Source organism: Loigolactobacillus jiayinensis (genome assembly GCF_003946445.1).
GTDB classification, from domain to species: domain Bacteria; phylum Bacillota; class Bacilli; order Lactobacillales; family Lactobacillaceae; genus Loigolactobacillus; species Loigolactobacillus jiayinensis.
In genome coordinates this window covers 1-21330 of sequence record NZ_RHOF01000015.1, presented here as the reverse complement: position 1 = coordinate 21330, position 21330 = coordinate 1, and the positions used below count along the sequence as shown (strand labels likewise).

Below are 21330 nucleotides of genomic sequence, written 5' to 3'. Positions count from 1 at the left end.
GCTCAGAAAAGCTTTCCAATTTTGAGTACTAAACTAGTTAGCCCCGCGATTTACCACCGGCAACATTGGTTGTTACTCCGGTAATGTAACTAGCACGATTGGATAGATAGTAACAAACTAGATCGGCAACTTCAGACAGATGACCACTACGACCAAGTGGCGTTGTTGTGGTACTCTTGTATCCAGCCCGTAATTTGTCTACTGTTATATGCCGTGTGTAAGCCAACGCTTCTTCATAGCTTGGCGTCCGCAGGCCAGTTGCTTCCATAATACCGGGTGCAATTCCAACAACACGTACATTATATTGACCTAATTCTTTAGCCCAAGAACGCGTAAACCCATTAATCGCACCTTTAGTTGCAGAATAAACACTTTGTCCAATTGAGCCTTCCAGCCCGGCTTCAGAGGACATATTGACAATGACCCCTTCATGTTTATGAACTAGAATACGGCCGATTGCTTGGCTCATTAAGAAAACACTCTTAACATTAACTGCAAAAATTTTATTGAAAGTATCTTCAGTTAATTCGTATTGACCTTTTGGCTGTGCATCGTCAACCAACAACCGTGGTAAATTAATACCAGCATTATTAACCAAGCCATCAATTGTGCCGTATTTAGCAACAACTTGTTCAACTAATGCTTCAACCGCCGTTTTAGAAGTCACATCTGTTTGTACGAATAAAAGATTCTGTGCTTTAAAGTCGCCTTCCTTGAGATCTGCATTGATAACGTTCACATTTTGTGCGACTAGTTCCTGAACGATTGCAGCACCAATACCAGATGAACCACCAGTTACAACCACCGTTTTACCTTGTAAATTTAACCAATTTGCTAACATAATTAATTGCCTCCTTGTTTTCTATACTTCTAGCATATAGAAAACGCTAACAATCATTAAGCCCCTTATTTACCAACAATCTAGTAAAAAAGTAGTTGAATAGCACCAGCAAATATTGGTATGAACATCAATCCATTAGCCTATTAAAGCTTATCGCTAACCGGTCTAGCTGAATTATGGCTACAGTATAGCAAATTCAGCAAAGCTTTCAGTAGAATAAAAATAGCCATAATAGAATAAATATGATAAATTTTGTGAAAAAAAAGCTACCAATCGAGGTAGCCATATCGGTTGAAATAAAAATTCTAATCCATTAAACCTTTATTCCGCGATAACTTCTTGATGTCGATGTAACAACCGCATCACCCAGCGAGCAATTGGCTGCGCAATTAATAATTCTACCGCAAAAGCTAAGGCAAAGTTACGGGGCCAGCGGTAGAAGAAATTCCGCAGCGGCGCCCAACTAATATGTTGTTGGCCAATCCAAGTACCAACAATCGTTAAACCAATCGACATCATGAAAACAGTGCACAAGATATTGGTTAAAAGATGCGCATTATAACTATCCTTTTCAGTCACAATTTTACTGGTTAACCAAGCTGCCGGGCGATAAGTTAGTGCAACAAAGACAATGACTGCTAACCAGATAAATGGCACTAGCGGCAACACATTAGCCCAAGTCTGCCAGTGAAAGCCAATTTCAAAACTGGTGATCAACGGTGCGATAATATTGACCGAAATCAGCGAGATCACCGCCATAAATAAAACAAATTCTTTTCGGTTCCGTGGTAAATTCTGATAAAATTCCATGTAAAAATTCCTCCTAGAGCGCAAAAAAAAAGGTCCAGCGGGAGCCATTAGACTCGACGCTGAACCATTATACGCGTGATTTACTATTTACTTAGTTTAACAGAAATATCAGCAAATTTCCACAACATTTTATTTACAGCAATTGCTTTTGTTCATTATAAAATTGTTGATACGCCAAGTAACAGGCAATCACGGAACCAATACTAGTAGCTGATAGCAGCATAAAGGTGACTAAAATCTGATATTTGATTGCATGTACAGGATCGACACCGGCAAAAATTAAGCCGGACATCATCCCAGGTAAGCTAACGATACCGACTGTTTTAGCCGAATCAATGGTTGGCGCCATACCGGTACGGATACTTTCACGGACAATGTCAATGGAAGCTAAACGTAGATCAGCGCCTAATGCTAGGCGTTCCAGCACTTGTTGGCGGCGGTCACGAAAGCTACTGTTCATATTGCGGTAACACAGACCGATTGCCACCATGGAATTACTAGCAATCATGCCAGAAATAGGAATCATTTGTGACGGCACAAAGCGAATTGAGCCAGAAAACACTAACACCACTAACGTTAGACCAGTACTTGCTAAAATCGCTAATAACGAAATCGGTAACGCGTGTCGAATACCTGCTGCGCGTTTGCTAGCATTGTAGGCCGCATTGAAAATGATGATCAAAATCAAAATTAACGTCAACCAAACGTTATTAACGCGGAACACATATTTTAATAAGTAGCCAACCACGACTAACTGAATAATTGCCCGCACAACGCCAATGAGAATATCCTTATTCATCCCTAATTTCTCACGATAACCAATGTAAAGCGCCACAAAGACTAGCAATGCCGCAAAAATCAAGGTAGTATTACTCGTCGCTAAATTCATTGATCCACCTCCATTTTTCCAGCAACAATTTTGACCAAGCGATTGGCATCCTTAATTTCAGTATTGTCATGGGTCACAGCCAAAATAGTGACGTTTTTTTCTTGATTCATCCGCCTAATTTCTCGATGCAAAATCTGCTTATTTTCATCATCCAAACCAGTACTGATCTCGTCGAGTAATAAAACTTGTGGTGGAAATAAAAGATTGCGCAAAATAGCCACCCGCTGCCGTTCACCACCGGATAAATCGTTGACCGGCTTATTTAAATAATCAGCTGGCAAATTGACACTGGTCAAGGCTGCAGTGGCTTGCGCTGAATCAAAAGCTTGCTGGCGAATTTGGAATGGGAAGCGCAGATTATCCGCTACTGTAGTCCCAAATAATTGCGGTTGCTGGACGGCATACGACACTTGGCGGCGATATAAAATTGGATCATAATCGGCCCACTCTTTACCCGCGAATAACAACTGGCCACTTGTCCGCGTTAACAAGCCGGCAATAATCCGCAGTAGCGTGCTTTTACCGCTACCAGAAGGTCCAGTAATGGTGATATAATCTTGCGTTGCTACCTGTAAATTGATCTGCTGCAATACGGTCTGGCCCGCAATTTGGTAACCAATATTTTCTAATTCTAGAAGTACCATGACCCCACTCCCTAATCTCGATAATGCCCTATTATAGCACACGTTGTAATCGTTATCATTTACGAACGGATATAAAAAGCCCAGTAAAATCAATCATGACTTTACTGGACGACTTTAATTATTCAGCTTGTTCCAGTGCACTATCGATCACATCATACAATAGGCGATGTTCTGGTGCCTTATCAGCAATCGTAGCGGCCTGCTGGGCTAGTTTCAGTTCTGGTTGTAAGTCAGCGTGTGCACTATAGACCGTTGCTAATGCCTCACCAGCTTCAACTGAGTCCCCAATTTTCTTATGCAACACAAAGCCAACCCCAGGATTTTCACCTAATAAATCGCGCAATTGAGCTAGTTGTGCCATATCCCAAGCTGCAATGTAGCCTGAGCGCGGCGTCCGTGCCGTAGCTGTATATTCAGCGGTGGCCAATAGATCAGGTTGCTCAATAACACTAGCATCACCGCCTTGTGCATCTAACCATTCGTGGAATTTAGCTAAAGCCTGACCATTAGCCAAATTAGCGCTTAAAGCTTCACGTGCATCGGCGACGGTGCCTAAATAACCACCTAAGACTGCTAATTGTGCGCCAAGTGATAGCACCAGTTCGCGTAAATCTGCTGGACCTCCACCTTTTAGTGTCGCAATCACTTCGCGAATCTCCCAACTAGCACCAACGGCGTCACCGATTGGCTGATTAAGATCCGAAATCACTGCCAAGGTACGCCGACCAACCTCAGCACCAACGGCGACAGTTAACTTGGCGACCTGCTGGGCTTGCTTAAGCGTCAAACAATTATTGCCCGTCTTGATATCAACGACTAACGCATCCGCACCAGCCGCAATTGCTAAGCTGAGTAAACGACTGGTTAATAGCGCAGGTACTTGTGCTGTATCAGTTTCTACCTCTAATTGAGCCAGCGTTTGCTGCAACGGTGCTAACTCTGCAACTGGTGAAGCTGCCACTGCCCCAACCTTTTTCAATGTCGTCACAAATTCATCAGCAGCCAAGTTGGTCCGTAACTGTGGTACCGCTGCTAACCGATTTAAAGGACTTGTCTGTTCCTTCGCTAATGGCGTAATCACTTGCAAAATTGGTACGCCTAAGCTAGCAACCAGCGGTAATAAAACTAAGCTAGTTTTATCACCTAAGCCGTCGGTACTCAGCGGCGCCACTTTGATTCCTGGCAAATCGCTGAGATCATAGATACCGCCGGAATAAGCCAACGCCATGGTTAAGTCAGTTAATTCCGCCGTGGTTGCCATATCATGGTAACTAAAAGTATCTAAAAAAGCCCCCACCTGCGCTGTCGTCATTTCTTTGGCCACAATTGCTTTAGTTATAAATGTAATTTCTGCCGTTGTTAATTTTTCATCACGCCGGCGTTTATTAATTAAATCAAGCATTTGCAAATTAATTAACCTTCTTTCTACTTCACAATTCAATAATTGTCTTAGCTGCTTGCAACAGCAGTCGTCTGTCGACTATTCTGCTAGCAAGTATAACATTTTCGGCGAATAATTTCTGCAACTTACTTATCATGCTTAAAAAATAGGCGTATACTGTCTCTATGCTTATAATTAGTGAGTAGCACCAAGGTGTTTTTTGCTAAATATACTTGCACCTATTTTAGCGCAAAGGTATCCTAAAAGACTTATTGTTTTGCTAAGTCGTGTTTTAGCTGACGATTCAGTCATTGAACGACCAATGTTCAGAATATAAAAGTTTATTGGTATATTTTACTAATAGACTTTTATGTTGCGCAAAAAATGGCTAACGCTTAAACCTAAGTAACTTTTAGGATACGCTCTAAATAGGCTTTTTTAACGAGAGGAAGGATAGTTTCAATGCTTGAAAAAACGTTCTATAAGACTCTTTTCGGTCACTCATTCAACATCCCAGTTAAAGTTAATTATTGGGATGGTAAAAGCGCGGTTTATGGCGAAGGTGAACCAGAAGTTACAATTACGCTTAAAGAAGCGATTCCAATGAAAGAGATCTTGAACAACGCTTCACTGGCTTTAGGTGAAGGTTATATGGATGGTAAAATTGAGATCACTGGCGGCCCTTATAGTATTCAGAAATTATTAACGGCAGCTTACGAAAATGCCGATAGTTTCATGCGTAATACTAAATATATCCGCTTCTTGCCGAAGCAATCGCATAATGAAAAGCACAGTAAAGAAGACGTACAAAGTCATTATGATGTCGGTAATAATTTTTACCAACTATGGTTAGACTCAACGATGACCTACTCTTGTGCCTATTTCCAAACACCTGAGGACACATTAGAGCAAGCTCAAATGAATAAAGTTCATCACATTATTCATAAGTTAGACCCACAAGCTGGCCGTACTTTACTTGATATCGGTTGTGGCTGGGGCACCTTGATGCTGACGGCTGCTGCGGAATACGGCTTGAAAGTAACAGGTATCACCTTAAGTCAGGAACAGTACAACTATGTACAAAAGCAAATTACCGACCGTGGATTAGAAGACGTGGCTGATGTCCAGTTAGTCGATTATCGTGAATTAAAGCACGAACCTTTTGACTATGTGACCTCTGTAGGCATGTTCGAACATGTTGGTCAAGAAAACTTGGAATTGTATTTCAAGACTGTTAGCAAGTACCTTAAAGATAACGGTGTCGCTTTGATCCATGGTATCACGCGGCAACAAGGCGGTGCGACTAATGCTTGGTTGACTAAATACATCTTCCCTGGTGGTTATGTTCCTGGTTTAGTTGAAAATACCCAACACATCATCGATGCTGGTTTGCAAATTGACGACGTTGAACCATTACGCCGGCACTACCAACACACCTTGGAAATTTGGGACAAAAACTTCAACGATAATTTAGACGAGATCAGTAAATTACAGGATGAACGCTTCATTCGCATGTGGGATGTTTACCTACAGGCTGCTGCAGCTTCATTTGAATCAGGTAACATCGATGTGATTCAATACTTGATTTCCAAAGGTGCTTCTGGTAAATACTTGCCAATGACCCGCGATTACATTTATGAAAAAGAAATTAAATAAGGCTTCCTAAAAGATGCTTTTAGCTACACCACACAGGAAACAGTTATCACATAAAATTGTGATAACTGTTTTTTTACGCTTGACAGATGGCAAAGTGACGACTATATTATAATTAAATTAAAAATAAATGAGTTACTAAGAAGAGGAAGAGTAATTAATTCCGGCTGGCAGCGAGTTCCGTTAGGTGAAAGGGAATCAGTCAAAAATTAATGAAAATCGCCTCTGAGTTATGGGCCGAAATTTTAAAGTAACGCCCATTGGTTGCAGCCATTACCCTGCTAGCGTATCGTGAATAACCGTACGTGACGAGTTATTGTTAGTAATAACAGTAAAAATTTGGGTGGTACCGCGCCGTAGCGTCCCGGAAATACAATTGTATTTCTGGGGCGTTTTTTTAGTAACAAGTTCAAATCTATTTAAGGAGATCTTCATTATGAGTGAAAATACATTATCTGTTCAATCAGCTACCGAAACTAAGGTTGCCAACGCATTACAGCAGGCCTTAACAACACAAAAGCCACTTAAAGCCAGCGATTGGGAAGCGTTAGTACCTGACTTTGATACTGCCTATCGCGTCCAGTATGCGAATACCCAGCTTAAAAACGAACCAGTTGGCGGGTATAAGGTTAGCTTAACTTCTGAGGAAACACAGAAAATGTTCGACTCTGATTCACCTTTTTATGGTGCTGAAACCAAATCAGCTTGGCTTAGTAGTCCCGCTAAATTACCACTCAGTGAGCTCATGGATCCCTTATTAGAAGTTGAAATGGTTTTTACCGCTAAAGAAGCCCTGTTACCAAGTGACTCGACTGAACAATTACTTGCTAAAGTTGGGGTCGCAGCTGGGGTTGAACTCCCTGACTCTCGTTTCAGTGACTGGTTCCCCGCGCTGTCCAAGTATTTAGTTGTTGCTGATGGCGCTGTGCGTGGCCGTGTTGTTTACACAGCTGACACGAAAGCTAATGTTAATGTCGCTGATCTGGCAACTGTTGACTGTAAACTGACCCTTGACGGCAAAGAACTTGGTACCGGTAAATCTTCTGAAGTTCTCGGTAATCCGTTAAACTCACTTAAATGGTTAGTCGGTAAATTAGCCGAACAAGGCGTCGACTTCCCCGTTGGCACTAAAGTCTCTAGTGGCACGTTCCTCTTACCACCACATTTACAAAAAGGCCATTACGTTGCTCATTTCAGCAAATATTTTGCCGATGTCGAACTTGATGTTGAATAGATTCACAATATAGCTAAAAACCCTGCAGAAATTAAATTCTGCAGGGTTTTTATTAGGCTTGGCGCAATTTTAAAGCTAATTCTAATGTCCGATCAGCGATGATCGATTGTGAATCAGCCACTGGATATTGATGATTAGGCGCTAATTCTTGTGCTAACGATAATTCAGTGCAACCAAGAATAATCACATCAACGTTTAACTGATGCATCATATCGGCTAAAATTTCGTGATATAAAGTGGCATCAACTGCACCTTGTTCTTCCTTGATCGATTGATAGATCAACCGGTTGATTTTCTCTTGGATCGCTGGTGTTGGATCAACTTCAGTCAAGCCAGCAGCTGCAATATATTGATGATAGACTTGACTACTAATCGTACCTGCTGTTGCCGCTAAACCGATTCGTTTAGCCTGTGGATAACGCTTTTGCAATGCCTTCACCGTTTCCTGTGGCATGTTCAGCAGCGGCACATCACTAGCGGCAGCTAGCTCATCATAAAAATAATGCGCCGTATTGCAGACCATCACCATAAAATCTGGTTTAAGCAAATTTTGTTGCTGCACATCCTCGAGCAGATCCGGCAAAAAATTAGGCTGACTATGATCCAACAAATAAGTCGTGCGATCCGGCACCGTCGCATGGTTGACTAAAATATAATTCAAATAGTCTTGATCCTGCTTTGCCGGCGTCCGCTGATTTAAAATTCGAATATAACTTTCGGTGGCCATGGTGCCCATACCACCTAATATTGAAAAGAAATGACGCATTACATGTCCCCCTTATTTTCCTTAAAAAAGTCCTTAAAGCGACCATTATAAAGGTAAAAGGCGTATTTTTGCAACACATAACGTTTCAAACTCATATCTTGTTTAAAGAACACGGTAGTGCCGTAACGCTTGGCTGCTAAAAGCTCTAACGCACGTTTTTTATCCGCATTATCACGGGCATAAGTTTTAAAAACTTTAGCTGGCACACCGAGCCAGAGCTTCTGCTGGCTTTCATTTTGATTAGCATAAACGGTTGGATTGTCTTTCAACGCGCCAGTAACCCGATCCTCAACCACATATTCCGCTAAGTTATAACCGTTTAAGGTCACAAAGAAGCTACTACGACCTTGACGTAAGTTAATTTCAAACAGCTTAAATGTTTGGTCGCGCCGATCGTATTTCATATCAAAATTACAGAAGCCGGTGAACTTAATGGCTTCAAGAAAATGTTGAATTTGCGCATAAACTTCTTGATTATATTCTGGCAAAATTGCCACATAATTTCCGATATCAGCTGGCGTTGGATCTTCCAATAACGGATGACCCAAACACATTAACTTCACTTGATGATATTGATCAACGTAACAATTCAAGGTACGCATATTACTGTCGTCGCCCGGAATAAAGTCCTGCAAAATCAAATCAGCCGTGTACCCGTGATCATAAATTTTGCTGACGATATCGTCAAATTCAGCACGATCCTTGATGCGAAAAGCTTTTTTACGGCCTTCAAACTTAATATCCAACCATTCAACCGCATTGGACGGCTTCAAAGCTACTGGGTATTCGTACGGCACATTAATTTTAGCTACACCATTTTCATAATCAGCTTTACTAATAATTTGCGTCAATGGATGCGGCAACTCATATTTGTCCGCCATTTCATAGAAGGCTTCCTTACTGATCAACTTTTCAACTAAGTCATAATCCACGTAAGGCACAATAAATGTTTTCTCCAAAAAGGCTTTGTGTTTAGAAACGAGTTCAACGTAGCCATCGCCACACGCAATCAGTACCGCCTTTTTATTGATATTTTCGTAACGTTTAGCAATTTTGGCCATATTTTCAATAAAGCCAGGGTCTTCGTTAAAACCAGGATAAGTTTCAACATTGACAATTTTGCTGTACTTGGTTGGTGCGAATTGTACACTGGCGTACGCGGTCGATTTAATACCATAACGCTCATAAAACGCCCGGGCCATCCCGTAAACGTTGATATCGCTCCCTAAAAGTACGGGAATAAAATCCATCTCACTATCCATTATGCTTGCAATCCTCTCACTATTTCTTTAGCAACGACCATATCAGTTGGATACGGTGTATCTACCCCATTGACCTTCTGAAAGGCGTCATCACCTTTACCGGCCAAGACAACAATATCCTTGGCAGTGCTGGCGGTGATCGCCGCGGCAATTGCTTTTTTTCGGTCTACTTCAATCGTAACTTTAACTTTACTGTGGTCAACATGCGTATCAATTTCTTGAGCAATTTTTAAGGGATCTTCAAAACCTGGGTCATCAGCGGTTAAAAAGGCAACATCGGCATATTCAGTTAAAACTTTGCCAAAGCCGGCCCGCCGGGAAACCCCCTTATTACCGGGGCTACCAACCACCACAATTACCTTGGCATCTGGTTGCTGTCCTTCTAGAAAACTCAGTAACGCCTTCATACTGGCATAATTATGGGCATAGTCAGCATAAATCGTCCCATGATCAGGCGTTTGCAGTGACTCCATCCGTCCCGGCACATAAGCTGTTGCTAAGCCTTTTTGAATAGCCGCGGTTGACGCACCAGCTAAGCTAGCCGTAATGGCCGCAGCCACTGCATTACTTTCATTAAAGTTACCTGGCAAACTCAACTTATATTGCCCACTAGCCGTCAATGCTTGGGCTTTAGCCGTTTTAGCATAAAGCTTGAATTGACTAGCGGTTAAATCAGCCTCTTCGCTTTGGTAACGGAAGTCAATGGTTGGTAATGCTTGGGCTGGCTGAAAGTCCTGTTTAGCAAACAAATAAATATCTTCTGGCTGACTAGTAGTTTGCGCCGCCTGATAGACCTCGTTTAAATGATCAGTTTCAGCATTAAGCACACAGATCCGTGAATTGACTAATAATTGCAACTTACAATGTAAGTAGTCAGCAAAATTAGGGTGTTCGGTGGGACCAATGTGATCAGGCGTAATATTTAAGAAGACGCCAACGTCAAAATGTAGTCCGTATACCCGATTCTTTTTATAGGCCTGGGACGAAACTTCCATTACCAAATGAGTCATCCCAGAATCAACGGCCGTCCGCATATCATGGAACAAGTCCAATGATTCGGGTGTTGTCAAATGTGATTTAAACTCCTGCTCTGGCCGTGGACCAACGATTCGATCGATCGTGGAAAAAAGTGCTGTTTGATTATTGGTCGCTGGTTTCAAAATATTATGGGTAAAATAACTTGAAGTCGTCTTCCCTTTAGTGCCAGTGTAAGCAATGATGAACAACTTATTTTGTGGGAAACCATAGTAAGCTGCACTGATTAGCGACATTGCTTTTTGAATATTGGTCACCACAAATGTGGCCAGACCAGCACCTTCAGCAAATTCTTGTTCTGCCATATACGCAGTAGCCCCATTTTGGCGCGCAGTCGTCAAATATTCTGACTTGAATGCGCCTTTACAAAAGAATAGCGAATCTGCACTACTTTTTCGTGAATCATAAGCAATCGCACTCACTTGCGGCTTAATTGTATCCGGCAGCACCGACTTGACCAGTAACTGATGTTCATTGAGTAAGTTAGTTATTTCGGCAAACTGTAACTGCATACGCTTAACTGCCTCTTTCTTGCTTTTTCGTTGCGAATATCTAAAAAAATCGGTCATATTATAAGCGTTAGTCTAGCTAAGCAGAACAATATGACCTTCTTAGACACGCTTAATTTTCTTTATTAAAAAACACTATCTATTTGGACTAAATCTTAATGGAACACAAAATTTAGCCTCTTAATTATAGCACAAAACCACTGCTCAAAAATATGGTTAACCGCCAGTTTAGCATGCAGCCACCGGTTAATTATTGCTTGTCAGTGACCTTGTGCAGGTGGCCTTTAAATTAGTGTCAACTATGTTATATTCGGCCGAAACATACGCTATGAAAGCCTAACTAGAATTGATCCACAATCTTATTTTACACGTTTACTTCAATTGCAGGCGATCACTAAAGTGGCTTTAAAAGAAATCCGCAACTTGTGCCTTGAATAACGAAAAACCAGTTAACTTAGCACTAGCTTTTTGTGTGGTCACTTTAGTTGCTTTTGGTGTTTCACCTGGTAAATAACGCAGTGTTACTGGTGTAGTAATATTTGCAGTTCCAACCATTTTATCTTTAGCAACTGGTGCCGCTAGCGGTGTTTTAGCCGTTAATTTATACGTTACTTTAGGCTTGGCTTGTGCTTTAGGTAGCCAAAAGCTAACACTTTGAGCTAAACCAACTGGCACACGCGGTTGCGTCCCCAATTTAACTGGTAACCGTTGCTGATTAGTCGGCGCACTACCTTGAGCAATTGTGTGGTAGCTTTGCTCATTATAGACATCATTCATGATTTTAGCCGTTTCAATGAAACGTGCGTTACTGTCGGTTTCGTTTTTATTGGCGTGCATCACAACCGTAATAATTCGGTGGCCATCTTTTTTGACAGTCCCTGTGAAACAAGCGCCGGCTAATTCAGTGGTGCCAGTTTTTAACCCATCAACTGGTAAGTTAGTATCCGCCGCAGCTTGACCAGCTAGCATAAAATTCCAAGTTGTTAATTTAGTTGCTGAACTTGTTCCTGCTGCAAACGTCATATTGGTTTGCTTCGTCGTATTTAAAACCTCTGGAAAATCCTTCAATAAATGCTGTGCAACAATGGCCATATCGACTGCTGACATTTTGTTCTCGTCGGTTGTCGCCGAACCTGGATAAATTTGACCATCAAGGTAGCTGTTATTTAAACCACTTAAATTGACAATATAAGCATCCTTGATTCCCCACTTTTGTAATTGCGCCCGCATCTGCTTGACCGCTGCAGTTTGTGAGCCAGCAAAAGCGTCACCTAACAACATCGCAGCGGAATTAGCGGATTGAATTAGAGAAGCGTCATAAAGGTCACGGACTGAATACTTTCCGTTTTCAGTCAGTGGAACATTGGTCAACTCCGTATTTTTCGTTAATTTATAAGCCAATGCACTTACTGGAACTTGTGTGTCCCAACTGAGCTTACCTTGTTTGATTGCATTTAACGTCAAATAAACAGTTAACAACTTGGTCATTGAGCCGATCGGCAATACCTCGCTACCCGCTTGATCAAAAAGAATCTGACCACTTTGCGCGTCAACGGCCAAACCAGCTTTAGCATCAACCGTTGTTGCCGCTAGTGTTGGACCCGCACTACCTAGCACAAAAGTCAGCAATAATGTGACCCGTATAATTATTTTCTTAAACATAATTTCCCCTTATCCTACCGCGCGCGGTGGTAATTTTTCCCCATGATTCAACGGCAAACGAATAATGAAACTGGTCAACTTCTGTTCTGAAGTTGCGTAGATCTCACCATCATGTAAAGAAACAATACTCTGGGCAATTGCCAACCCTAGGCCCGTCCCGCCGGTTGCCGTAGAACGAGATTCTTCGACCCGATAGAAACGGTCAAACAACTGAGTCAAAGCAGACTGCGGAATCGGTTTGCCATCATTAGCAACCTTGATGACGACCTCTGCTCCGTGCGCCACAGCCGATAAATAGATATGGTGTCCACCAGTGCCATATTTCAACGCATTGCTGATTAAATTATTAAACACACGACTCAGTTTCTCCGCATCAGCCGTCATGACCAGCGGATCAGGCCGATAATCAACATTGATCTGCATCTGTTTTTTGGCCGCTTCTAGTTCAAAACTAGCTGCTACTTGTTCTAACATTTGCCCCATATCTAACTTAGAAATTGTCAATGGTGTTGTTGTTTGCCGCACCTTAGTATATTCAAATAAATCTTCAACCAAACTTTGCATTTGCTTCGCTTTTTCAAAAGCAATGTGCGAATACTGTAGTAACTGCTTTTCATTTTTAAATTGCTGTGCCTCAATTAAGCCTAAATAACCAATGATTGAAGTCAATGGTGTTCGAATATCATGGCTGACATTAGTGATCAGCTCATCCTTAGAGTTTTCAATCTTACGTTCTTCATCCATTGATTGCACCGTTGAGGCCACCAATGCATTAATACTTAAAATCACCCGTTGCAGATCACCACTTAATTTAAATGGGATTCGGTGCTCAAAGTGACCATCAGCGATATAATGCAATTCAGCAATAACATGACTTAATTGCATTTGATGATAACGGCGAATCAAGCGCCAATAGACGACTGCCGCGTTAAATAATAACATCAAGAAAGTAAAAATGTTTTGCCAGCTCATTAAATGAAAGCCATTAGGCCCAATTGCGATCGCGTTTTTAATTTGAAAAATACCGTCGTTTAAAGCCTGATTATTTTGAATTGCTTGATTCAGAATCACAATCACCGACAAATCCAATAACAGCAGTAAAATCACTGTTACCACGCCTTCGATAAACAAGGCACTTTTCTCGCGGCCGGTTAATTTCAATTTTCGTTCCGCCTCCACTAGTTAATGCGCTTCGACTTTATAGCCGACACCCCAAACCGTCTGGATCACCTTTTCACCATCAGTTGCTTCTTCGATCTTGTCGCGTAAATGGCTGACGTGAACCATAACCGTTTTTGCTGAAACAATGCTTTCTTGTTGCCAAACTCGTTCAAAAATCTCATCAGCTGAAAAAACCCGATTAGGATGGCTCGCCAACAAATATAAAATACCAAATTCTAATGCAGTCAATTGGATTTGTTGTCCAGTTAAAGTAGTGACTTCATGAGAATCCTTTCTGATCTCTAACGGTCCGATTTCCAGCACATCAGGTGTATCGTTGGTCATTTGCTGTTGACTGCGGCGCAATAATGATTTAACCCGTGCCATGACTTCTAGCGGATTAAATGGCTTGGCAACATAATCGTCGGCGCCACTGATCAAACCTTGAATCTTATCCATATCGGCTGTTTTTGCCGACAACATTAAAACTGGGATCTGCGAGTCTTTGCGCACTTCGCGCACAACTTCCATGCCATCCATATTAGGCATCATGATATCTAAAATCATCAACGCAGTGTCTGGATTAGTTGCTAACTTAGTTAAAGCTTCCTTACCGTCATAGGCTTTAATCGGCGTGTAACCTTCATTTTGAATATAAATACTTAATAATTCAACAATATCCTTATCGTCATCAACGACTAAAATCTTCATTAAATTTGACCTCCACTACGCCACGACCTGTGACTGATTTTTATTTTTAAAACGTATCATGGACAACTGTCTGATACGCCAGCAGACTGCCTAGTTCTATCTAGCTGCCTAGATAGTAACGATATAACTGTTCTTAGTGTAGCAAATTAATCTTGATTTTTCTTTAAAATCGACGTACAAAAAAAGAATTGTACCATTTCAGTACAATTCTTAAAAATAACTTATTTTATTTAGCGGCTAACTTGCTTTGATAGCTTTTAGCAATTTCAGCAATTAAGTCAGCGTCAGTCAATTTAGTCACTTGTTTGATAACGGTAGTTAAGTCGTTATCTTTGAGTAATTGTTGGAGTTTGACACTTTCTTCATCATTGGGTTCGTCGTAAGTAAAGATCATGCCAACAGTATCTAACAAAACATCATAGTTCAAGTTGCGTGCTTTTAATTCGCGAATTGGCCGGATGAAGCGTTCATCAAAACCTAATTTACGCATTGGTGTCCGCGCAACACGTGAAATATCGTCAGAAATATACGTGTTTTGGAAGCGACTGGCAACTTTATCTTGGTAAGCCTTTAATTCTTCAACAGTGAAGTCCCATTTATGGCTCAATAAATCACGGGTTTCCGCTAAAGCACCTTCCAATTGTTTGAAAATCTCTGGGTCAGCGATAGCTTCGCCAATAGTTGTGTCGCCCTTATACTTACCAGTGTACGCAACAGTCGCATGGCCAGTGTTAACGGAGAATAATTTACGTTCAATATAGGGTTCCAAATCTGGTACATAAACGACAGTGTCTAATTTAATTTCTGGACGTGCCATTTGTGATTCGTCAACGACCCATTCTTTAAATGGTTCAACGGAAACAGCCAATGGATCTTCATGATGTTGTAACGGCACAATCCGATCAACCGCAGCGTTAGGGAAACCAACATGCCCGTCAGCATAAGTTTTGTCGCTACCAGTCAAATGCTTGTATACTTCAGCCTTCAAGAACTGGCTACCACCGATCATGTTTTCACAAGCAATGACGTCTAATTTAGTTTCATCACCGGCCTTGGCCCGCGCTTTAATACCGTCAGCAATCAATGGTGCAATAAAGGGTAAAATCTTAGGTCCAATTGCGGTTGTCACTAAATCAGTTTTTTCGATTGCAGCGACTACAGCTTCAGGATGATCTTTATTGTTCAAGCCATCTACGTTAGCAACATGAATTTTTTCATGGCTAGCGGCTGCTAACTCAATATCGTATTCATGACGTTGATTCAACGCATCAATAATTGTACTGTTGACATCAACAAAATCAATACTAAAACCATTTGCGGCTAATGTTTCACCAATAAAACCGCGACCAATATTACCTGCACCAAAATGTACTGCCTTCACACTACTCAACCTCTTTCAATAAGTCTATAATTTCTGCTGCCGATTGTGCATCAGCTAGCTTTTCTACATTATGAATGTCACTACAGAATAATGCAATCTGTGATAACAATTGTAAATGTTCACCATTCATACCGGCGATGCCGAAAACGACCGTTACTAATTTTTCATCAGCTGGATCATCGGCAAAGTCAACGCCCCATGGTAATTGGACGATTGAAATCCCAGTTTCTTTGATGTATTGCTTACCAGCTTCGGTTCCGTGGGGAATGGCAATAAAATTACCCATATACACGGAAACATCGCGGTTACGCGCTAGCATCGAATCAATGTATGGTGCATCAACGTTGCCATTGTCAACTAAAAGCTGACCAGCCATCCGAATTGCATCTTCTTTTGTTTTCACTGATTGATTGATACTAATCAGCTTTTCGTCTAGTCCCTTCATTCTTGGTCACCCTTTTCTATCGATTGTTGGTTAAGGTATTTAATCTCATCTAAGAACAAACTGCTGATCAATTGATAAACAATTTGCTGACTACCCGTTTTATAAATTGCTAAATTTAAATCACTTTCAATGATTGAACCACTGATTTTGCCCATTAAACTATTTTCAGTAAAGGCCATTTTAGCTGGTCCAAGCATTAATAGTACCCGACTTAAGCCAATTTTTTGATCATCCATTGCCGTAATGGTTAAAGTTTCACTTAAATCATAAATCGAGAAAAATGGGCGTTTAATACTACTATCAGTCGTATGGATCAACGCCAATGGTGAATCAGGAATACCCACTGGCGCCTGCTGCATCCGACTCAATAGCTTATCAGCGATCCGCTGCGGCTCGGTCAAAATTACCCCCGCTAAGCTAGCTGTGATTTGATTTAAAGTAGCGAGTAAATCTTGCTGTTGGTTATCAATTTTCTGAACTGTGATACGCTCTAAAATATCATTAGCCGTTTTCATCACTTCATAAGCTGCTTTAAAGTTCTGCGCTTGCTCAGTCAATTTTGGCCGTGGCGCTGTCGGTTTAGTTTCTACCTTGCCATAATAATTTTGCAAATATTCAGTGATCTCCTTGATCTCACTTTTTAGTAAAAGTGGACTGATCATTTTATAGTTCAGTGGAAAACCAGGCAATACGATCGTAGATAATACAATATCGTATTGATTGGGATCGAGATGATTCAAATCAGCAACCCGAGAAACATGAATTTTGGTCAACTCCGGAATATTCTTACGTAAACGTGTTTCCAGAATTTTGGCTGTGCCGATTCCATTAGCGCAAACTACCAAGGCCGATAAACTCGATCGTTTGACCCGCTTCTCGTACGATGAAGCAAAATGGATCACGATATAAGCAATTTCGCTATCAATAAATTCAGCCTGTGGAAAGACAACCGTTAACACGCGTGCCACAATCTTATATAATTGCGCATATTCTGTTTTAATTCGCTGCAATACTGGGTTATTTAATTCTGGTAGTTGGGTGTGCGAGCGCTTAAGTGCTGCCGCTAAATGAGCCATTAAATCAGTAAACAATTGGTCATCTTGGCGAAAATCCCACTTAAAATCTGTTGACACCTTCTGTACTAGTTCACGAATTTGATAAGCCAGTGCTAAATCATAGTTGTCGAGCAAGACATTTTTGGCTAAAGCAAAGCTCATTCCTTGAATCTGCAGTGCCAAAAACTCTAACTCTAGTAAATTAACATGATCGCGAATTGATGCTGGAAATTGATTAAAGATATCAATGGCCACTTGCTGATACTTAAACAGCTCATTTTTATCAATGTGTTTCAATTCGTTTAATGTTTGGTGTGCTGCAATCCGCATTGCTGAAATGGTCAACACAATAATCAGTTGTTGTAGTTGACTATCTGAAAACTGGCTCGGCGACTGCCGCTGATACTTTTGAATAGCCTGATAACTGATGGTCAACAAACTAGGATCAAGTAGTTGAATAAAATAACGTGAACTCGATTCCGTCTCCGGAACTACTGGCGAATGTTGCGCTAAATACTCAAAGAACTCGTATTCATTGATTTCGCTATTTAACACGCCACTTAACACCCGACGTAGGTTACTTTCTTTGCCGGTCACCTGCACACCTTGTGCTTTCTTACGTAATAGCTGCAAGCGATAATCGGTTAAAATTGTTTCAATGGCAGTCAAATCTTGCGAAATTGTTGGTACACTAACACCAAACTCATCCGCTAATTGCTTCATCGTAATCACTTGATCATGTAACAATAGCCGACAGGTTTCCGCACTTTGACGTCGATGAACATCAAAATATTCTGGCCGTTCTACCGTGCTGATCTGTTGCTGCAATTTTTTTAACGCTGATGGTTCACCAACTAATCGATAATGATTTTGTTGTTTAATTAACTGAATTTGGACTCGTGCTAAAGTGGATTCTAAACTCGATAACTCGCGATAGACCGTCCGGCGACTAACATTTAAGTTTTTGGATAGATCCTCGCGAGTCAAACCGGCTTGATGACGTAGTAATAAGAAAATTATCTCTGCTTCACGATTGGAGAAGTACACAGACTAACCAACCCTTCTGGTAACGTTCAAAAGCGGTTTAATCGCCACCGCTTTTGAACGTGCTTATTTTAATTTCGAGATAATTTTAGCATACTCTGCATCATCTAACAGGTTTGCCACCACAATAATTTGTAAATTACCAAATTGACTCTTAATCCGTTTAGCCGTTTCTTTGCTGGCTAAGACCAAAACTTGTGGTTGATCATTCAATTCATTGACCGCAACATTACGGACAGTAATATCTTTATCCGCCTTGCGCAACGCACTACGGAAAGTCGACATCGCCATAGTTGCTGAACCCACATTTTGATCATGATGGACAAAGTTTACTTCAGTAACTTGGCTGAAATCAACAGCATAGGTTTGATCAGCAGTTTCTGTTTTTGCAGCTGTTTGTGCTGGTGCTTGATCAGTTGTTGTCACATCTTTAGTCTTCAGGCTGGTGATGATTTCATCATACTTTGGACTATTTAAGAAGTTTTCAACAGAAACATGAACCGCATTTGGTGTTTGTTTCAACGCACGATCAGCTAATTCTTCCTGCGTAACAACTAATAAACCAGCTTCATCTTGCAAACTACTAATAGCTGTATTGGTAACCGACTGCGCTAATCCCGCCTTCTTGACCTTATCACGTAGAATTGAGGCACCCATTGCGGATGAACCCATCCCAGCGTCACAAGCAAAAATAATTTTCTTAACGTCGCCACCAGACATAATTGCTTTAGCATCCTTTGTATCGGTGCCTTTAGCACTACTCTTCATAGATTTTAGTTGTGCTTGACTATCTTCCAGACTAACTTCTGGTGTTTTGTCGCGGCGCAAGATAACCATTGAAATTAAGAATGAAACTACGGCAGCCGCAGTAACCCCAAGTAGAACACTGACAAAGTTACCGATGCCTTTTGGTGTCATCAATAAGATAGAAATAATTGAACCAGGTGATGGTGAAGCTTTTAAGCCGGCGCCTAACATGTTAAATGTGAAGGTACCAGTAACACCACCAGCAATAACGGATAAGAACAACATTGGTTTCATTAAGATGTATGGGAAGTAAATTTCATGAATCCCACCTAAGAACTGAATAATGATTGCACCAGGTGCTGAAGATTTGGCGTTACCTTTACCAAACAAAGCAAAGGCTAGCAAGACACCAAGACCAGGACCAGGATTAGGTTCTAGTAAGAACAGAATAGACTTACCAGCTTTAGCAGCCGCTTGAATCCCAAGTGGCGTTAAAATACCTTGATTGATTGCATTATTTAAGAATAAAATCTTTGCTGGTTCAATGAATACATTGGCCAACGGAATCAGATGAATTGAAATAATGTAATCAACACCAGTTGCTAACCAACCACTTGCAGTCGAAACCACTGGGCCGATCGCATAAAAACCAATAATAGCTAAGATCATACCAATAATTCCAGCGGAAAAATTGTTAACTAACATTTCAAAACCTTGGCGAATGTGTGGTTGAACATTGTCATCCCACTTCTTAATGCACCAGCCACCTAAAGGTCCTAGTGCCATGGCACCAATAAACATTGGAATATTAGAACCAACAATGACCCCCATTGTAGCAATTGCACCAACAACACCACCACGATGGCCAGCAATTGCTTTACCACCGGAATAAGCGATTAATAAAGGCAATAAATAAGTAACCATTGGCGTCCCTATTTTTGCTAAATCTACATTAGGTAGCCAGCCGGTTGGAATAAATAACGCTGTCATAAGTCCCCAGGCAATAAATGCCCCGATGTTTGGTAGTACCATATTAGATAAAGCACTACCTAAACGTTGGACTCTCGTTTTAAGTGAAGTTTTCTTTTTTGTATTATTTTCTGTCGCTTCCATAGCTTAAAACGCTCCTCTCAATTTGTATAAATTCATTGTAGCGCTTACACTGAAATTGCATCAACCAGAACTTTGGCACACTTTTTTGTGCCATCTCTAAAATGGAACTTTTTTCAGAAAAGTTTACGCAAATGACTTGACTATTCTGAAATACGATTTATAATTGGACTATACCAATAAAGGTAAGACAACTTATGAAAAGGGGTTCTAACGTAATGAACGTAATTATTACTAAAGATCAAGTTGAAGGCGGCCGTAAAGCAGCAGATATGGTAATTGATGCCGTAAAAAATGGTGCTAAGGTATTAGGCTTAGCAACTGGTAGCACACCAGAAACCATGTATAAGGATTTAATTGCTAGTGACGTTGACTTCACTAAAATGACTTCCGTTAACTTGGACGAATACGTTGGCCTAGCACCAGAAGATGACCAAAGCTACCATTACTTCATGGCAAAACATTTATTTGATGCTAAACCTTTTGCTAAAAGCTACGTACCTAACGGCTTAGCAGCAGATGCTAATGCTGAAACAGAACGTTACAATAAGGTTATCGCTGACAACCCAATTGATCTTCAAGTATTAGGCTTAGGTCGTAACGGTCATATCGGCTTTAACGAACCTGGCTCCCCAATTGATGTCCAAACACGTAAAGTTGCTTTGACAGAATCTACAATTGAAGCTAACTCACGTAACTTTGAACACGAAGAAGACGTACCTAAGTTTGCCTACTCAATGGGTATTGGTTCAATCATGAAATCACATAACATTATCTTGATGGCTTGGGGTGCTGAAAAAGCTGATGCTGTTAAAGGCATGATCGAAGGCCCTGTTACACCAGATTGCCCAGCAAGTATTTTACAAAAGAAAGACAACGTTACTATTATTGTTGATGAAGCTGCTGCATCTAAGTTATCCAACAAATAGTTAATTTATTTCTTAAAAGCAATCCACAGTTGTGGGTTGCTTTTTTGCTGTCAAAAAAATG

Annotated in this window: 18 protein-coding genes and 1 other annotated feature; of the genes, 3 read left to right on the top strand and 15 right to left on the bottom strand. The window is 41.0% G+C overall.

Annotated features, from left to right (window positions below; translation table 11 throughout):
- Positions 1-37: 37 nt before the first annotated feature.
- From EKM80_RS04885 to EKM80_RS04865, 5 genes are all read right to left on the bottom strand, one after another.
- The gene (locus tag EKM80_RS04885) at positions 38-841 is read right to left on the bottom strand and encodes an SDR family oxidoreductase (protein WP_125551992.1); all 804 of its coding nucleotides are present in this window, start codon (positions 839-841) and stop codon (positions 38-40) included.
- A gap of 321 nt (positions 842-1162) precedes the next feature.
- Complete coding sequence (locus EKM80_RS04880) at positions 1163-1651, bottom strand: hypothetical protein (protein WP_125551991.1); 489 nt, start codon at positions 1649-1651, stop codon at positions 1163-1165.
- A gap of 133 nt (positions 1652-1784) precedes the next feature.
- Complete coding sequence (locus EKM80_RS04875; RefSeq protein WP_125551990.1) at positions 1785-2540, bottom strand: ABC transporter permease; 756 nt, start codon at positions 2538-2540, stop codon at positions 1785-1787.
- Positions 2537-3184, bottom strand: coding sequence for an ABC transporter ATP-binding protein (locus tag EKM80_RS04870; protein WP_125551989.1), 648 nt, complete (start codon positions 3182-3184; stop codon positions 2537-2539). The genes EKM80_RS04875 and EKM80_RS04870 overlap by 4 nt, the downstream gene beginning before the upstream one ends.
- A 118-nt stretch (positions 3185-3302) precedes the next feature.
- Positions 3303-4586 carry a pyrimidine-nucleoside phosphorylase gene (locus tag EKM80_RS04865; protein WP_225418816.1) on the bottom strand — a complete coding sequence of 428 codons (1284 nt, stop codon included), beginning with the start codon at positions 4584-4586 and terminating at the stop codon, positions 3303-3305.
- A 441-nt stretch (positions 4587-5027) separates the two neighbouring features.
- Here EKM80_RS04865 and EKM80_RS04860 point away from each other — a divergent pair, with 441 nt between their 5' ends.
- Both EKM80_RS04860 and EKM80_RS04855 read left to right on the top strand, forming a co-directional pair.
- Entirely contained in the window at positions 5028-6221 is a 1194-nt protein-coding gene (locus EKM80_RS04860) for an SAM-dependent methyltransferase (RefSeq protein ID WP_125551987.1), read from the top strand.
- A 128-nt stretch (positions 6222-6349) separates the two neighbouring features.
- Positions 6350-6588 (top strand) — a binding site (T-box leader).
- Positions 6589-6654: 66 nt separating this feature from the next.
- Positions 6655-7452, top strand: coding sequence for a 2-keto-4-pentenoate hydratase (locus tag EKM80_RS04855; RefSeq protein WP_125551986.1), 798 nt, complete (start codon positions 6655-6657; stop codon positions 7450-7452).
- A gap of 52 nt (positions 7453-7504) precedes the next feature.
- Here the strand turns inward: EKM80_RS04855 and EKM80_RS04850 are convergent, their stop codons facing one another.
- The 10 genes from EKM80_RS04850 to EKM80_RS04805 form a co-directional block, all read right to left on the bottom strand.
- Positions 7505-8218, bottom strand: a complete 714-nt coding sequence (locus EKM80_RS04850) for an amino acid racemase (protein ID WP_125551985.1) — start codon at positions 8216-8218, stop codon at positions 7505-7507.
- On the bottom strand, positions 8218-9480 hold the full coding sequence (locus EKM80_RS04845; RefSeq protein WP_125551984.1) for a carboxylate--amine ligase: 1263 nt from the start codon (positions 9478-9480) through the stop codon (positions 8218-8220). The genes EKM80_RS04850 and EKM80_RS04845 overlap by 1 nt, the downstream gene beginning before the upstream one ends.
- On the bottom strand, positions 9480-11027 hold the full coding sequence (locus tag EKM80_RS04840) for a UDP-N-acetylmuramoyl-L-alanyl-D-glutamate--2,6-diaminopimelate ligase (RefSeq protein WP_125551983.1): 1548 nt from the start codon (positions 11025-11027) through the stop codon (positions 9480-9482). Before EKM80_RS04840 ends, EKM80_RS04845 begins: the two co-directional genes overlap by 1 nt.
- Before the next feature lie 402 nt (positions 11028-11429).
- Positions 11430-12686: a serine hydrolase gene (locus EKM80_RS04835; protein ID WP_125551982.1), complete on the bottom strand. Its 1257-nt coding sequence runs from the start codon at positions 12684-12686 to the stop codon at positions 11430-11432.
- Between the two features lie 9 nt (positions 12687-12695).
- Positions 12696-13847 (bottom strand): sensor histidine kinase, encoded by a 1152-nt coding sequence (locus EKM80_RS04830; protein ID WP_125551981.1) that lies wholly within the window; start codon positions 13845-13847, stop codon positions 12696-12698.
- A gap of 21 nt (positions 13848-13868) precedes the next feature.
- Complete coding sequence (locus tag EKM80_RS04825; RefSeq protein WP_125551980.1) at positions 13869-14558, bottom strand: response regulator transcription factor; 690 nt, start codon at positions 14556-14558, stop codon at positions 13869-13871.
- 226 nt (positions 14559-14784) lie between these two features.
- Entirely contained in the window at positions 14785-15939 is a 1155-nt protein-coding gene (locus EKM80_RS04820; RefSeq protein ID WP_125551979.1) for a mannitol-1-phosphate 5-dehydrogenase, read from the bottom strand.
- Position 15940: 1 nt separating this feature from the next.
- A complete protein-coding gene (locus tag EKM80_RS04815) occupies positions 15941-16384 on the bottom strand; it encodes a PTS sugar transporter subunit IIA (RefSeq protein ID WP_125551978.1) in 444 nt (147 codons plus the stop codon).
- Positions 16381-18486: a BglG family transcription antiterminator gene (locus EKM80_RS04810; RefSeq protein ID WP_125551977.1), complete on the bottom strand. Its 2106-nt coding sequence runs from the start codon at positions 18484-18486 to the stop codon at positions 16381-16383. The genes EKM80_RS04815 and EKM80_RS04810 overlap by 4 nt, the downstream gene beginning before the upstream one ends.
- Before the next feature lie 63 nt (positions 18487-18549).
- Positions 18550-20343, bottom strand: coding sequence for a PTS mannitol transporter subunit IICBA (locus EKM80_RS04805; protein ID WP_125551976.1), 1794 nt, complete (start codon positions 20341-20343; stop codon positions 18550-18552).
- 215 nt (positions 20344-20558) lie between these two features.
- Here EKM80_RS04805 and EKM80_RS04800 point away from each other — a divergent pair, with 215 nt between their 5' ends.
- Complete coding sequence (locus EKM80_RS04800; RefSeq protein ID WP_125551975.1) at positions 20559-21269, top strand: glucosamine-6-phosphate deaminase; 711 nt, start codon at positions 20559-20561, stop codon at positions 21267-21269.
- The last annotated feature ends 61 nt before the right edge of the window (positions 21270-21330 follow it).

Coding starts and splice junctions, on each gene's coding strand:
- EKM80_RS04885 (WP_125551992.1), bottom strand. CDS start 841: ATGTTAGCAAATTGGTTAAATTTACAAGGTAAAACGGTGGTTGTAACT.
- EKM80_RS04880 (WP_125551991.1), bottom strand. CDS start 1,651: ATGGAATTTTATCAGAATTTACCACGGAACCGAAAAGAATTTGTTTTA.
- EKM80_RS04875 (WP_125551990.1), bottom strand. CDS start 2,540: ATGAATTTAGCGACGAGTAATACTACCTTGATTTTTGCGGCATTGCTA.
- EKM80_RS04870 (WP_125551989.1), bottom strand. CDS start 3,184: ATGGTACTTCTAGAATTAGAAAATATTGGTTACCAAATTGCGGGCCAG.
- EKM80_RS04865 (WP_225418816.1), bottom strand. CDS start 4,586: ATGCTTGATTTAATTAATAAACGCCGGCGTGATGAAAAATTAACAACG.
- EKM80_RS04860 (WP_125551987.1), top strand. CDS start 5,028: ATGCTTGAAAAAACGTTCTATAAGACTCTTTTCGGTCACTCATTCAAC.
- EKM80_RS04855 (WP_125551986.1), top strand. CDS start 6,655: ATGAGTGAAAATACATTATCTGTTCAATCAGCTACCGAAACTAAGGTT.
- EKM80_RS04850 (WP_125551985.1), bottom strand. CDS start 8,218: ATGCGTCATTTCTTTTCAATATTAGGTGGTATGGGCACCATGGCCACC.
- EKM80_RS04845 (WP_125551984.1), bottom strand. CDS start 9,480: ATGGATAGTGAGATGGATTTTATTCCCGTACTTTTAGGGAGCGATATC.
- EKM80_RS04840 (WP_125551983.1), bottom strand. CDS start 11,027: ATGCAGTTACAGTTTGCCGAAATAACTAACTTACTCAATGAACATCAG.
- EKM80_RS04835 (WP_125551982.1), bottom strand. CDS start 12,686: ATGTTTAAGAAAATAATTATACGGGTCACATTATTGCTGACTTTTGTG.
- EKM80_RS04825 (WP_125551980.1), bottom strand. CDS start 14,558: ATGAAGATTTTAGTCGTTGATGACGATAAGGATATTGTTGAATTATTA.
- EKM80_RS04815 (WP_125551978.1), bottom strand. CDS start 16,384: ATGAAGGGACTAGACGAAAAGCTGATTAGTATCAATCAATCAGTGAAA.
- EKM80_RS04805 (WP_125551976.1), bottom strand. CDS start 20,343: ATGGAAGCGACAGAAAATAATACAAAAAAGAAAACTTCACTTAAAACG.
- EKM80_RS04800 (WP_125551975.1), top strand. CDS start 20,559: ATGAACGTAATTATTACTAAAGATCAAGTTGAAGGCGGCCGTAAAGCA.